This is a genomic window from Nocardia sp. (assembly GCF_025465275.1).
Classification (GTDB): domain Bacteria; phylum Actinomycetota; class Actinomycetes; order Mycobacteriales; family Mycobacteriaceae; genus Nocardia.
Genome location: NZ_JAODNK010000153.1, coordinates 208,403 through 222,445, shown reverse-complemented (window position 1 = coordinate 222,445; position 14,043 = coordinate 208,403). Strand labels below are relative to the sequence as shown.

The 14,043-nt window shown below is 65.6% G+C and carries 15 protein-coding genes; 8 read left to right on the top strand and 7 right to left on the bottom strand.

The genetic code is table 11. The features are described 5' to 3' along the window. Positions 1-250 precede the first annotated feature (250 nt). The 6 genes from JWN03_RS33365 to JWN03_RS33340 form a co-directional block, all read right to left on the bottom strand. Positions 251-973 (bottom strand): FABP family protein, encoded by a 723-nt coding sequence (locus tag JWN03_RS33365; protein WP_441343102.1) that lies wholly within the window; start codon positions 971-973, stop codon positions 251-253. A 320-nt stretch (positions 974-1,293) separates the two neighbouring features. After that, positions 1,294-1,599, bottom strand: a complete 306-nt coding sequence (locus tag JWN03_RS33360; RefSeq protein WP_297623296.1) for a DUF1416 domain-containing protein — start codon at positions 1,597-1,599, stop codon at positions 1,294-1,296. 5 nt (positions 1,600-1,604) lie between these two features. Beyond that, positions 1,605-2,438 carry a sulfurtransferase gene (locus tag JWN03_RS33355; RefSeq protein ID WP_297623294.1) on the bottom strand — a complete coding sequence of 278 codons (834 nt, stop codon included), beginning with the start codon at positions 2,436-2,438 and terminating at the stop codon, positions 1,605-1,607. 27 nt (positions 2,439-2,465) lie between these two features. After that, positions 2,466-2,951, bottom strand: a complete 486-nt coding sequence (locus JWN03_RS33350; RefSeq protein ID WP_297623292.1) for a DUF4395 domain-containing protein — start codon at positions 2,949-2,951, stop codon at positions 2,466-2,468. Between the two features lie 263 nt (positions 2,952-3,214). Continuing rightward, on the bottom strand, positions 3,215-3,670 hold the full coding sequence (locus tag JWN03_RS33345; protein WP_297623290.1) for a thioredoxin family protein: 456 nt from the start codon (positions 3,668-3,670) through the stop codon (positions 3,215-3,217). Next, the gene (locus tag JWN03_RS33340; protein WP_297623413.1) at positions 3,667-4,500 is read right to left on the bottom strand and encodes an LmeA family phospholipid-binding protein; all 834 of its coding nucleotides are present in this window, start codon (positions 4,498-4,500) and stop codon (positions 3,667-3,669) included. The genes JWN03_RS33345 and JWN03_RS33340 overlap by 4 nt, the downstream gene beginning before the upstream one ends. Positions 4,501-4,853: 353 nt before the next feature. On the opposite strand from JWN03_RS33340, the gene JWN03_RS33335 reads away from it, so the two are divergent. From JWN03_RS33335 to pstB, 6 genes are all read left to right on the top strand, one after another. Beyond that, positions 4,854-5,618 carry a winged helix-turn-helix transcriptional regulator gene (locus JWN03_RS33335; protein ID WP_297623288.1) on the top strand — a complete coding sequence of 255 codons (765 nt, stop codon included), beginning with the start codon at positions 4,854-4,856 and terminating at the stop codon, positions 5,616-5,618. Next, entirely contained in the window at positions 5,618-6,514 is an 897-nt protein-coding gene (gene mshD, locus JWN03_RS33330; RefSeq protein ID WP_297623286.1) for a mycothiol synthase, read from the top strand. Before JWN03_RS33335 ends, mshD begins: the two co-directional genes overlap by 1 nt. 250 nt (positions 6,515-6,764) lie before the next feature. Then, positions 6,765-7,883, top strand: a complete 1,119-nt coding sequence (pstS, locus tag JWN03_RS33325; protein ID WP_297623284.1) for a phosphate ABC transporter substrate-binding protein PstS — start codon at positions 6,765-6,767, stop codon at positions 7,881-7,883. Positions 7,884-7,999: 116 nt separating this feature from the next. Then, entirely contained in the window at positions 8,000-8,971 is a 972-nt protein-coding gene (gene pstC / locus JWN03_RS33320; protein ID WP_297623282.1) for a phosphate ABC transporter permease subunit PstC, read from the top strand. Next, positions 8,968-9,867, top strand: a complete 900-nt coding sequence (pstA, locus tag JWN03_RS33315; protein ID WP_297623280.1) for a phosphate ABC transporter permease PstA — start codon at positions 8,968-8,970, stop codon at positions 9,865-9,867. The genes pstC and pstA overlap by 4 nt, the downstream gene beginning before the upstream one ends. A gap of 19 nt (positions 9,868-9,886) precedes the next feature. Next, the gene (pstB, locus tag JWN03_RS33310) at positions 9,887-10,663 is read left to right on the top strand and encodes a phosphate ABC transporter ATP-binding protein PstB (RefSeq protein ID WP_297623278.1); all 777 of its coding nucleotides are present in this window, start codon (positions 9,887-9,889) and stop codon (positions 10,661-10,663) included. 92 nt (positions 10,664-10,755) lie between these two features. On the opposite strand, the gene JWN03_RS33305 is transcribed toward pstB, so the two are convergent. Then, complete coding sequence (locus JWN03_RS33305) at positions 10,756-11,442, bottom strand: FCD domain-containing protein (protein WP_297623276.1); 687 nt, start codon at positions 11,440-11,442, stop codon at positions 10,756-10,758. Between the two features lie 136 nt (positions 11,443-11,578). On the opposite strand from JWN03_RS33305, the gene JWN03_RS33300 reads away from it, so the two are divergent. Beyond that, complete coding sequence (locus tag JWN03_RS33300; protein WP_297623274.1) at positions 11,579-12,694, top strand: mandelate racemase/muconate lactonizing enzyme family protein; 1,116 nt, start codon at positions 11,579-11,581, stop codon at positions 12,692-12,694. An 18-nt stretch (positions 12,695-12,712) separates the two neighbouring features. Beyond that, entirely contained in the window at positions 12,713-14,041 is a 1,329-nt protein-coding gene (locus tag JWN03_RS33295; RefSeq protein WP_297623272.1) for a cation:dicarboxylate symporter family transporter, read from the top strand. Positions 14,042-14,043 lie beyond the last annotated feature (2 nt).

Here is a 14,043-nt window from a genome sequence, read left to right as displayed (position 1 = left end):
AGCGCGAGCGCTGAGCGAATCCCAGGCAGTCACCCGGCCCCCGAGTCTCCGGTCTAGTCCGATCGGAATCGCGTGAGTTAGCTCCGCGATAAGACTCGGGGGCTGTGCCGCCTCTCCGGAACTTTTGCCGACGGGTGAGCACGTAAAGACTTACGCACCGGGCCGACGGTCCGGTGCGTGATTGCGTTCTGGGGGTCCCCCAGGAGTTACCCTCGCCTCGCGAGATCACGAGTTGCGTTGGGAGAGAGAGCTATCCTATGTAGCGCTTCAGGCGCGCGGACAGGCGCGGCTCGAGAGCGCCGTCCGGGGCGATGCGCTCTTCGACGTAACCCAGGTCGCCGCCCTCGACGATGCCGTAAAGGCGCTTGGCCCCACCCACGACAATGCCGGACTGGCTGCGAATGACCACGTCCGTGGCGAGCTCCCAGGAGGACTGGGTGAGCGCCTGGCCGTAGAACAGCTCGACGATCCCGGACGCGTGCGTGAGCAGCAGCTCGAGCACCTCGTCGTCACCGTCGATGCCGACCCGCCAGAAACCGCTCTCGCGCAGATCCGGGCCCGCGTAATTGCCCTCGGTATCGATGACCCAGGAACGCGCTTCCCAGGTGAGATAGTCGCCACCGTCGTGCGACACGATGATCTGCTGACCGAAGCGGTAGTCGCCGGTCTCGGGATCGTTTCCTTCGCCCTCGCCGCGCCACACGCCCACCAGGGGCAGCAGCGCGAGCATGGAGGAGCTCAGGTCCGGGCCCAGCCGCAGATTCGCGGTATCGATGGGTAGCGGAAGGTCGGGGAGCGAGGGAATGTTCACGGCCGCCGTCACCTTGGCGCGCTCGGCGGCCTCGGCCACGGCCTGGTCACCACTGCGGCGAGCAGCGAGCTCGTCGCGTGCGGCATCGTCACGGTCCGCGGAAGCGTCCCGTGTCGTTGCGTCAGCCGTGTGTTCGACGTTCTCGCTCGCCGACTCGCTCACGACTCGGTGAACAGCCGGTAGAGGACGTAAAGACCGAACCAGGCGATCAGCACGGAGACGAGAACCAGCAGAATCTCGAAGGTAAGCACCACGATTCGGAGTGTAATCGCACCCCGTCGAAGACGCGAAAACGGCCCCGGGAATTGAATCCCGGGGCCGTTTCGAGTGTTTGGACTTCCCGCCCAACGTAACTCGTGATCTCGCGAGCTACGGGTAACTCGCCGGGTACCGGCTAACCCCACCAGCTACGTTGCCGTCAGCGGCCAACGCGACTGTTGTGGCACCTGAGTCCGGCTAAAAGTTCCGGGGAGGCGGGACAGTTACTTGGCGACGACGACGTCCAGGTTGTGGATGCCGTTGCCCTCCGGGGCAAGCTCGGCGGTGCCGTTACCGGACGCGGAGAGCGCGCGAATGGTCCACGAGCCCGGCGCCGCGAAGAAGCGGAAGTCGCCGGTACCCGACGCCACGACCTCGGCGGTGAAATCGCCGTTGCCGTCCAGCAGACGGACGAAAGCGCCACCGACGGTCTGGCCGTCAGCGGTCAGGACGCGGCCGGTGATGACCGTCTCCTTCTCGACGTCGACGCCGGCCGGAATGGCCTGACCCTGGGTAGGTGCTGCACACATATTGATTACGCTCCCAACTCGATCGGTACACCGACGAGGGAGCCGTACTCGGTCCAGCTCCCGTCGTAGTTCTTGACGTTCTTGTGGCCCAGCAGCTCCTGCAGCACGAACCAGGTGTGCGAGGAACGCTCGCCGATGCGGCAGTAGGCGATGGTCTCCTTCTCGCCGTCCAGGCCCGCTTCCTTGTACAGGGCAGCCAGGTCCGCATCGGACTTGAAGGTGCCGTCCTCGTTCGCGGCCTTGGACCACGGCACGTTGATGGCGGACGGGATGTGACCCGGACGCTGCGACTGCTCCTGCGGCAGGTGCGCCGGGGCCAGGATCTTGCCGGAGAACTCGTCGGGCGAACGCACGTCGACCAGGTTCTTGGTGCCGATGGCCGCGACGGCCTCGTCACGGAACGCGCGGATGGTCAGGTCCTGCTCGCTCGCCTTGTAGGCGGTGGCCGGGCGGACCACGACATCCTTGACCAGCGGGCGGCCGTCGAGCTCCCACTTCTTGCGGCCACCGTCGAGCAGCTTCACGTCCTGGTGGCCGTACAGCTTGAAGTACCAGTAGGCGTAGGCCGCGAACCAGTTGTTGTTGCCGCCGTAGAGCACCACGGTGTCGTCGTTGCCGATACTGCGGGTGGACAGCAGATCGGAGAACTGCTCGCGGTTGACGAAGTCACGACGGACCTGGTCCTGCAGGTCCTTCTTCCAGTCGAGCCGGACAGCACCCTCGATATGGCCCAGGTCGTAAGCCGAGGTGTCCTCGTCGACCTCTACGAGGACGACTCCGGGCGTGTTCAGGTTCTCTTCGACCCAGTCTGCGGAGACCAGGACATCGGAGCGAGCCATGTTGTTCCTTTCGAGGTGGTGCCGGGGTCAGGCGGTGGGATTGGCGGACGTCGACGCGGTCTTGAACCGCGAGACGAGGGGATAGATCTTGCAGCCCAGGCAGATACCGAAGGCCGCATTGAGGAAGGCCGCGAACAGCGCGAAACCGGTGAAGACGGCACCCGCGACCGGGCTACCGGCAGCGAACCCGATGACGCCGAGCACCGCGAACAGCAGACCGACAAGCTGCGCGAACCGAAGCGGCGCAACGGGTTCCAGCTCGGAGGGGGGACCGACTCGCGGCGCGACCACGGTGGCGTAGATCCGGCCGTAGGGGCTGTTTCGGGGGCCGGTGGCCGCGCCGAGCGCGAAGACCACGGCCTGGACCGCGAGCAGCACAGCGGCGATGGGAACGGAGACGGTCGCGATGATCAGCACCAGCGCCAGCACGGCGGTGGTGATCCAGGCGGCAAAACGCGGGCCGCGGACATCGACCTGCCCGGCGGGCGGCCTGGTGGGATTCGGATTCGACATGTGCGTACTCCTGCGCGATGAGGTCTATGGGTCATTTCGCCGGAGGATCGACACGATCTCTCAAACGGCGGGACACACCCGGTCGGCGCGAAGAAAAGGGGAACGCGAAAGGCCGACCGGCTAGCGGCAGAGGCAGCAACAACCACCGAGCCGGCACAGGTCTACCGTGCGGCGTCGGGTGAGCATCAGCTCAAGGTTGGTTTGCACGAGAGGAAGTTTACCCAATTTTCGGGGGAAATTGGACCCGGGGTCCGTAATGCTGGTCACTCGGATTTGCCGGATCTCGCCAATTCGGCCAATGACCTGCGCAAATCAGGCGTCTTCGGAACACCGGCGATGCGGAACCTTTCCTGTCCTGCGGCGTCCAGCAGGAAAGTCGTCGGCAGGGACAGCACGTTCAGCTCGCGCGCCAGCGCCGGATTCGCGTCGATATCTACCTCGAGATCCAGCGGGGGAGCCTCGGCCGTGGCCAATTCGGCCACCACATTCGCGACCACCCGGCGTACGGCCGCACACGGACCACACCAGTCCGCGGAGAAATGCAGCACCGTGGGACGGCCGGCAAGCACACCGGCCGCGGTGAGCAGCGCGGACGGGCCGTCTGCGGGCACGGTGACCAGCGGCGCGGTATCGCGGACACGACCTTCGTTGCGGCGCACCATGATTCCGATACCCGCCCCGACCACGAGCACGACGGCAAGCACTCCGAGCGCGATCACGGCTGCTGCAACCGATCCAGATCGACGGTCACATCGCTGCCCTTGCCCTCCACCACGATTTGACCGCCGCTCGCCTCCACCTTCTGCGGGTGCACGCCGAACGGCAGATCGCGGGTATCGATGGTCCGGGTGAACAGGGCCAGCACCCGGGCCTTGTCGGACTCGGGAATCACGGTGACGGGCGTGGCGTCGCTGGTCTGAGTGGCGGCGCCGGGACCGCGATAGATATCGGTGGCGGTAATACGGACCTGATCGTCGACCAGTCGCAGATCCGCCAGCACGCTCACGGTCTCGCCCTTGGTGCCCGGCACCGCGGGAGTATCGGAGTCCGACAGCGGAATGGTGCCGTTCAGGATGATCGCGCCCGCGGTGGTCATGCCGGAGCCGCCGGAACCACCGGTGCCGTCGGATTTATCGGCGGGCGGGCCGAACACCTGCAGATTGGGAATCTTGAACAGCCGTCCCAGTTCGACCGGTTCGATTCGCATGCGCGCTTCCACCTGATCCACCGGCACTCCCCGCACCTGGCCGTCGACCAGATTGCGCAGCGAGAGGTGCATGCCCTTCAGATTCGCCTCGACCATGATCTCGCCCGGAATATCGGGCCGCATGGCACGCGCGCGAATATCCACGTTCTTGTACTCGTCGTCGAGTGCCTGGGCCGTGAACGGGAACCCGTGGAAGGTGACCTCCGGATCCGCACTGAGATTCGAACCGTCACGTAGCAACCGCGACACCCGGTACTCCGAATACGCCGCCACCCCGAAGTCGAGCACTACGGCCAGACCTGCCAGGCAGAGCAGCGTAATGATCAGCCTCCGGAAGGCCATTCCGCGCAGCCCGCTACGCCGCGACTCCTGCCGACGCACCGGAGTCACCACGGTCTCGTCGAGGAGCGGCGGCTGGATGCGGGGCTGGGTTTCGGGCGTACCCGGTGAGTTACCCATAGGGGCACGATATCTGTCGCCGCCTCGGAGGACGACAGATGTGCCGTCGTCGAGCCCCTTCTCGGGGGTGCGCTGTGTGATCTCTGAATAGCCAGAGGCCGATACGCTGCCCGGATTGCGTGGCTGTCGGTCCGGACGCGCTAATGTAGCAACCGACTTACCTGTGATAACCAGCATGGAGTCGTGGCATACAGAGTAGTTGCCACACACATGCCAGATGGGATGGAGGGCCCTCCATGGAGCTGCTCCTGCTGACCTCCGACCCCAACCCCGAGGCGGTGCTGCCGTCGCTCGCGTTGCTGCCGCACCATGTGCGGCCTGCGCCGACCGAGGTGGCGTCCCTGCTCGAGGCCGGTTCCGCCGATGTAGCGCTGGTCGATGCCCGCACCGATCTGGCCGCCGCGCGCGGTCTGTGTCGTTTGCTGGGTAGCACCGGATCGTCGGTGCCGGTGGTAGCGGTGCTCACCGAAGGTGGATTGGTTGCGGTGAACGCGGACTGGGGACTGGATGACATCCTGCTGCCCGGGACGGGTCCAGCGGAACTGGACGCCCGCTTGCGACTGCTGGTCGCACGCAACGGTGGCGCTGCAAGTCCGGAGAACACCGGCAAGATCACCCTCGGTGAGCTGGTGATCGACGAGGGCACGTACACCGCCCGGCTGCGCGGTCGCCCGCTCGACCTCACCTACAAGGAGTTCGAGCTACTGAAATACCTTGCGCAGCATGCCGGCCGGGTCTTCACCCGGGCTCAGCTGCTGCAAGAGGTGTGGGGTTACGACTTCTTCGGTGGCACCCGCACCGTGGACGTCCATGTGCGACGGCTGCGTGCCAAGCTCGGGACCGAATACGAATCGCTCATCGGCACGGTCCGCAATGTCGGCTACAAGGCCGTGCGCCCGGCGCGTTCGACCGGAGCCAAGAACGAGGCGCCCGCGCCCGCTTTCCCCGAGTCCGATGGCACCGACGACTCCGAATTGACCTCGGCGAACGGCATTATCTGATGGTTTCCAGCACCGGCCGGCTGTCCCTCGAGACCGCGGCGGAGGTGCGGGGAGTGCTGGAGCGAGCCACTGCCGCGGACGGCGTTGCGCCGGTTTCGGAACAGGCGGTGCTGTCGCTTGCCACCGACTCTCCGGTGCAGCATCTGGTGGAGCAGTGGGATGGCGCGGTCGCCGGATACGCGAATGTGACTCCGGCGCACGGGGAACACCCCGCCATGGCGGAGGTCGCGGTCGATCCGCGCTTCCGCCGTCAGGGCCTCGGCGCGGGGCTGGTCGCTGCCGCACTGGCGGCCGGCGGCCCGGAAGCCCGGGTCTGGGCGCACGGCAATCTGCCGCCCGCGCAGGCGGTCGCGGCCCGGCTCGGATTGCGTGTGGCGCGCGAACTCTGGCAGATGCGACGCGATTTGGCTACTACTGAGCTACCGGAATTGACGGTTCCGGCCGGCCTCGAATTGCGTACTTACGCGGGGCCTTCCGATGATGCCGAGATCCTGCGCGTCAACAGTGCGGCCTTCTCCTGGCATCCGGAACAGGGCGCCTGGACCGAGCACGATATCGAGGCGCGCCGCGCGGAATCCTGGTTCGATCCCAAGGGCCTGTTCCTCGCCTTCGATCCGGCCGATCCCGGCCGGATCCTCGGCTTCCATTGGACCAAGGTGCATTTCGACGAGACGCCGCACATCGGTGAGGTCTACGTTGTCGGCGTCGACCCGCAGGCGCAGGGTCGCGGGCTGGGGCGCCTGCTCACACTTGCCGGTCTGCGCTATCTCCGGGACAGTGGACTGGGCGCGGTGCTGCTCTATACCGAGGCCGACAATGCCGCTGCGGTGAATACCTATACGAAACTCGGCTTCGGTCCGGCCCATGTGGATGTGGCGTACTCGGCGGGGTCCTAGCCAGCCCCCGTCCCGCTCACCGGCATGCTCCGCAATGATGCGGCAAATGTCACATATCGTGCAGTGCAATCGCGCCGGGTTGTTCATCTCCAGTTCACCTTCCCAGGTCCAGTTGGCTACCAGCCGCCCTTACGTTTCTTTTGGGCAGCATTCAGCTTCCTGGTGCGCTAGTTCGTAGCGAACAGCCGCCACATCACGCCCGTCCGACCGTTGAGGGGTCGAACGTGCAACGTGATTCCCGGAGGAATTGGTGAATCTCAAGCGCAGCAGCGCCCTGCTCGGCGTGTTGGCAGTGGCCAGCACCCTGACCCTGTCCGCCTGTGGCAGTGACAACAACGACTCGACCACGGGTGCCGCGAAGATCGACGTCGCCTGTGGCGGCAAGTCAGCTCTCAAGGCCAGTGGTTCGACCGCCCAGAAGAACGCGATGGACCGTTTTGTCGCCGCCTACGAGGCGAACTGCAGTAGCGCCAAGCTGGACTACACCGCTTCCGGTTCCGGTGCGGGTGTGAACGAGTTCCTCGGCGGCCAGACCGATTTCGCCGGCTCCGACTCGCCGCTGGACGCCAAAAAGGGTGAGGTCGACAAGGCCGCCGCCCGCTGTGGCAGCCCGGCCTGGAACCTGCCCGCCGTATTCGGCCCGATCGCGGTCGCCTACAACGTGCCCGGCATCGACGACCTGGTCCTGGATCCGCCGACCATGGCGAAGATCTTCGACGGTGAGATCAGCACCTGGGACGACGCCCACATCAAGGCGCTGAACACCGCCAAGGCCGACAAGCTGCCGTCGGACAAGATCGGTGTGGTCTTCCGCTCCGACGAGTCCGGCACCACCGACAACTTCCAGAAGTACCTGGACTCGGCCGGCGGTTGGACCAAGGGCGCCGGCAAGGCGTTCCAGGGTGGCGTCGGCGAGGGTGCGAAGGGTAGCGACGGCACCTCGGCCGCTATCGCGAACACCAAGTTCACGATCACCTACACCGAGTGGTCCTTCGCCAAGGCGCAGAAGCTCACCACCGCGCGCGTGCTGACCGCCGCCACCTCGAACGACCCGAAGCCGGTCGACCTCACCTCGGAGTCCGCCGCCAAGGCGATCGACGCGGTCAAGGTTTCCGGCCAGGGCAACGACCTGGTGCTGGACAACAGCTCGATCTACAAGCCCACCACCGGTGGCGCCTACCCGATCATGCTGGCCACCTACGAGATCGTCTGCTCCAAGTACAGCGACGCGGACACCGCGAAGGCTGTCAAGGCGTTCCTGACCTCGGCTGTGGGCAACGGCCAGACCGGTCTGGCGGATGCGGGCTACGTGCCGCTGCCGGATTCGTTCAAGACCAAGCTCACCACCGCGATCAGCGCCATTTCCTGATCGACTGATCTGAGAAAAAGACGATGACCGTGCACGACGAAAAGTCCGCGACGGGCCTGTCCGAAACGACCGGCCCGTCGGCGGACCGTGCCCAGACGCCGGGGGATACTGCGCTTATGTCGACCGAAGCCAGCGCCAAGCCGGCCACTGGGCGCAAGGCCCCCACGAAGTACGGTGCGGAGTTCGCATTTCGTTCGGCGGCCACGGCCGCCGGCGGAATCATCGTCGCCGCGATCGCATTGATCGCCCTGTTCCTGCTCATCCGGGCCTGGCCCTCGGTGATGGCGAACAAGGCGAACTTCTTCACCACCTCCGAGTTCAATACCTCGGACGCGAACAATCTGAAGTTCGGCATCAAGGACCTGTTCATGGTCACGGTGCTGAGTTCGCTGTTCGCGCTGGTGATCGCGGTGCCGATCGGCGTGGGTATCGCGTTGTTCCTGACGCAGTATTCGCCGAAGGTGCTGGCGCGTCCGTTCTCGGCTGTCGTCGATCTGCTGGCGGCGGTGCCGTCGATCGTGTTCGGTCTCTGGGGATTTCTGATGCTGGCTCCCAAGCTGGAGCCGCTGCAGACCTTCCTGAACAACCACCTGAGCTGGTTGTTCCTGTTCAAAACCGGTGATGTCAGCATTGCCGGCGGCGGCACCATCTTCACCGCGGGCATTGTGCTGGCGGTGATGATTCTGCCGATCATCACTTCGGTGAGTCGTGAGGTGTTCGGCCTGACGCCGCGTTCGCAGATCGAGGCGGCGCAGGCGCTGGGCGCCACCAAGTGGGAGGTCGTGCGGCTGACAGTGCTGCCGTTCGGCCGCTCCGGTGTGATCGCGGGTTCCATGCTCGGCCTCGGCCGTGCGCTCGGTGAGACCATCGCGGTGCTGATCGTGCTGCGCACCTCGGCCCAGGCCGGCAAGTGGTCGCTGTTCGACGGCGGCTACACCTTCGCCTCCAAAATCGCTTCGGCCGCTTCGGAATTCAGCTCGAAGCTGCCGACCGGTGCGTACATCGCCGCCGGCTTCGTGTTGTTCGCGCTGACCTTCGTGGTCAATGCACTGGCCCGGCTGGTGGCCGGCGGGAAGGTGAACGGATGACCGCCACACTGGACAAGCCGGTCAAGGCCCCGACCTTCCGGCATGTCAGCCCCGGCCGCCGTATTCGTAACAACCTCGCCACCGGTGTGGTGTGGTTGTGCTTCCTGCTGGCGCTGGTGCCGCTGCTCTGGGTGCTCTACACCGTCATCGACAACGGCTGGCACGCAATCGCTTCGCTCGACTGGTGGACGAAGTCGCAGAAGGGCGTGCTGCCCGAACAGCGTGCGGGTGGTGTGTACCACGCCATCTACGGCACCATCGTGCAGTCTGCGGTAGCCGCGGTCATAGCGGTGCCGCTGGGTATTATGGCCGCGGTCTACCTGGTCGAATACGGTCGCGGCTGGCTGGCCAAGACCACCACCTTCATGGTGGACATTCTGGCCGGTGTGCCGTCGATCGTGGCGGCGCTGTTCATCTTCGCGCTGTGGATCGGCACCTTCGGGTTCCCGCAGAGCGCCTTCGCGGTATCGCTGGCCCTGGTGCTGCTCATGCTGCCGGTGGTGGTGCGCAGCAGCGAGGAGATGCTCAAGCTGGTGCCGGACGAATTGCGCGAGGCCGCTTACGCGCTCGGTGTTCCGAAGTGGAAAACGATCGTGCGGATCGTTATTCCGACCGCCGCGCCTGGCATGATCAGCGGCATGCTGCTGGCCGTGGCGCGTGTCATGGGCGAGACCGCACCGGTGCTGGTGCTGGTCGGCTACTCCAAATCGATCAATTTCGACCTCACCAACGGCAATATGGCCTCACTCCCGCTGCTCATGTACCAGGAGCTGGCCAATCCGGAGCCGGCCGGCCGGGCCCGGGTCTGGGGCGCGGCGCTGACGCTGATCCTGATCATCGCGCTGCTGTACCTGGCCGCCGCCGGGGTCAACAAGCTGCTCACGCGGAACCGATAGAGCGAACGGGAAAAGACTGATGGCCAAGCGGATCGATCTCAAAGACATCAACATCTACTACGGCAAGTTCCACGCCGTCTCTGATGTGTCGCTGACCGTGCTGCCGCGTTCCGTGACCGCGTTCATCGGTCCGTCGGGCTGCGGTAAGTCCACCGTGCTGCGCTCGCTGAACCGGATGCACGAGGTGACGCCGGAGGCGCGTGTCGAAGGCGCGGTGCTGCTCGACGGTGAGGACATCTACGGCGCGACCGTGGATCCGGTCGGCGTGCGCCGCACCATCGGCATGGTGTTCCAGCGGCCGAACCCGTTCCCCACCATGTCCATTCGCGACAATGTGGTGGCCGGGCTCAAGCTGCAGGGTGTGCGCGGCAAGAAGGAGCTCGACGAGGTCGCCGAGCGCTCACTGCGCGGCGCGAACCTTTGGAACGAGGTCAAGGACCGGCTGGACAAGCCGGGCGGCGGCCTCTCCGGTGGTCAGCAGCAGCGTCTGTGCATCGCCCGCGCCATCGCGGTCTCCCCGGATGTGCTGCTCATGGACGAGCCGTGTTCCGCCCTGGACCCCATCTCCACGCTCGCGATCGAGGATCTGATCTCCGAGCTGAAGAAGGATTACACGATCGTCATCGTCACCCACAATATGCAGCAGGCTGCCCGCGTGAGTGACCAGACCGCATTCTTCAACCTCGAGGCGCAGGGCAAGCCCGGCCGTCTCATCGAAATCGACGAGACCGAGAAGATCTTCTCCAACCCGTCCACGAAGTCGACCGAGGACTACATCTCGGGCCGTTTCGGATAGCGGTTTCGCCTCGAAATCGAATACAACGTGCGCTGCCCCGGGCTGAATCAGCCCGGGGCAGTGTCATTTCCGGGGACGGTCACCGGAACAGGTCAGCTGCGGACGGCGGCGAGCATACGCTCCTTGCCGGAGAGAATGTGGGCCTCCATGAGGCTTCCGGCCGCAGCGGCATCGGCGTGCGCGAGCCGGTCGAGGATTTCGGCGTGCTGGCAGTTCGAGGTGTGCCGGGCGGTTTCGGTTTCCAGGCCGTGACGGCGGAACAGGTGCAGTTCCTTGGAGACGTCGCCATAGAGCTCGACCAGGCGCGGATTGCCGGACAGCGCAACAAGATCCCGATGCAGGTCGACATTGCGGGGGTAGTAGTCGTCGACCACTGGAACGGCCGCGTCGAGCCGGGAAACCTTGGCGCGTAAGGCTTCCAGTGCCTCCGGTGTGGCCCGGTCGGCGGCGAGCCGGCCCGCGAGACCGAAGAGCGTGGCCCGGATGTCGTAGAGCTGGGCGGCCTCGTCCACGGAGATCTCGCGCACGAACATGCCCCGGTTGGTACGGAATTCGACCAGGCGGCTGTATTCGAGCTGCCGCAGCGCCTCGCGAACCGGGCCGCGGCTGGTGCCCAGCTGAGTGGCGAGCGCGGACTCGTTGACGCGGTCGCCGCCGCGTAGCTCGCCTCTGATGATCATCTGCTCGAGTTCTCCGGCGATCAGCTGTAGCAGCGAGGTCGCCTGTCGCTCGGCCACCCGCTGTTGCAGGGCGTTGATCGCCTCCGTCTGCTCGGTCATGGACTCCGCTCGCTGATCGCACCGATAGATCAAGGCGAATCTTCGCATAGTCAACTGTTGATTGCAAATCGTTGACAGTTGACAAACGCTGCGCGCAGACTCGAATCACCGTCCGAGCGAAAAGAAGGAGGACGGGATGAGGATCAAAGACATTCGTGCCAGTGTGCACACCACCTCGATCGATGTGCCGCTGCTGACCGAGCAGGTGCGCGGGTACGGCCGGGAGGAGCAGAAGGAGTTCGTCTTCTGCGAGGTGGAGACCGACGAGGGGATCACCGGCGTCGCGCTGACGGGGCACTTCCTGGCCCGGGCCGTGGTGGTCGCGCTACAGGAGCATTTTCTGCCGGCCGTGGTGGACATGGACCCGCGCGAGGTCGAGGCCGTACACCAAAGGGTCTGGCGCACACTGAATCCCCGGGCCATGACCGGGGTGGTCTCCAGCGCCCTGTCCCTGCTGGATATCGCGCTGTGGGATATCCAGGGCAAGGCGGCGGGCCGTTCGGTGGCCAGTTTGCTGGGCGGCGCCCGCACCGGTGTGCCCGTCTACGCGACCTTCGGATTCCCGCAGTACGACCGGGAAACGCTGGCCGCCGCGGCGAGACTGCAACTGGAGCAGGGCTTTACGGCGCTGAAACTCGTGGTTGCCGTGGATCCGGGTGGCTGGCGTGAGGATGCGGCTCGAATCCGGGCCGTACGCAATGAGATCGGCGACGACATCGACCTGATGATCGACGCCAACTATCTGTTCACGCCCGCCGAGGCCAAATATCTCTGTCACGCGGTGGAAGATCTGAACCTCACCTGGTTCGAGGAGCCGCTGCACCAGAACGACGCCCGCGCCATGGCGGATCTGCGCGCGCACACCGCGATTCCGCTGGCGGCCGGCCAGATGGAGGGGCATCGCTGGCGGCTGCGGGAGCTGGTCGAGCGGCAGGCCGTCGATATTCTGCAGCCGAATGTCTGCTACTGCGGCGGTTTCACCGAGGCCCGCAAGGCCGCGCACCTCGCCCAGATCTACAACCTGCCGCTCGCGCACGGCGGCGGCTGGCCGCTGTTCAATCTGCACACGCTGGCCGGGCTCATGAACGGCTGGCTACTGGAGTGGCATCTCGGTATGGCGCAGGTCGGCAAGCTGCTGTTCCCGGATTCGCCGGAACCGATCGACGGGGTGCTGACGGTTCCGGACCGGCCCGGGCTCGGGCTCACCGTGGACCGGGACGCATTGCGTTCGACTCGCGTGCGGCCCGAGTGAATCCGGGCGGTGGGTCGGATGAGCACTGCCGCGCTCGATACCGTGCCGGAGTCGGCGGCCCCGCCGCCGCGCTGGCGCAGAGTTCTCACCAATACCACCTTCCAGGTGCTCGTCGCGGCCGTCGTGGCGGCCGTTTTCGGGATGGTCGCCCCGGCCGCCGCATCGAATATGCAGCCGGTGGCACAGGCCTTCATCGCATTGATCCAGATGCTCATCGCGCCGATCGTGTTTCTGGTGACCGTCACCGGCATCGTGGCGACGGGCGGGTTGAAGGCGGTAGGGCGGATCGCGGTGCGCGCCTTGATCTATTTCGAGGTTGTCACCACCGTGGGCATGCTGATCGGCCTGCTTGCGGTCGACCTGCTCCGGCCCGGCGTGGGTGTCGCGCAGCCCAGACATGCGGCGGGTGACCTCTCCAGCTATGTGAAGGGTGATGCGGCGAATACCTCGTTCGGCGCGTTCCTCGCGGATGTGGTGCCGGACAATGCCGTCAATGCCTTCGCGACGGGGCACATCATTCAGGTGCTCGTCTTCGCGGTGCTCTTCGCCATCGCACTGCTGCGGCTGCCGGCCGGTGTCACCACACCGATTCTGGGCGCCTGCACCAAGCTGACCGAGGTGTTCTTCCGGATGATCCGGATGATCATGCTGCTCGCGCCCATCGGCACCTTCGGCGCGGTGGCGGCCACGGTCGGTAAATACGGGCCGGAGACCTTGACGGCCCTGATGCGATTGGTGGCCGTATCCGCGCTGGCGCTACTGGTTTTCGTGATCGTGGTGCTGGGCGGGGTGGCTCGGCTGGCGAGATTCTCGCTGCTGCGGCTGATCCGGACCCTGCGCCGGGAACTGCTGGTGGTGCTGGGCACCTCCTCGTCGGAAGCCGTACTGCCGCAATTGATGCAGCGGCTGGAGGAGGCCGGCTGTCACCGCAGTGTGGTGGGCCTCGTGGTGCCGACCGGGTTCTCCTTCAATCTCGACGGCGTCGCGGTGGTGGTGCCGATCTGTGTGGTGTTCATCGGGCAGGTCTACGGCGTTCCGCTGAGTGCCGGTGATCAGCTCGGGCTGTTCCTGGTCTTCCTGCTGCTCTCCAAAGGCACTGCGGGGATCAGTGGTTCGGCCTTCATCACGCTCGCCAATACCGTGGCGGCCACCGCGCTGGTGCCGGTCGCGGGGCTGGCGCTGGTGCTGTCGGTGGATCGATTCCTTTCCCTTCTCCGGGCTTTGACCAATGTGCTCGGCAATGCGGTGGCCACCGTGGTCATTGCGCGGTGGGAGCCGGGCGGGCTGGATCCCGTGCCCGCCGCCCAAGCCCTCGGGTATCGCCCGAAAAACGTTCAAGGAGTGTAGAT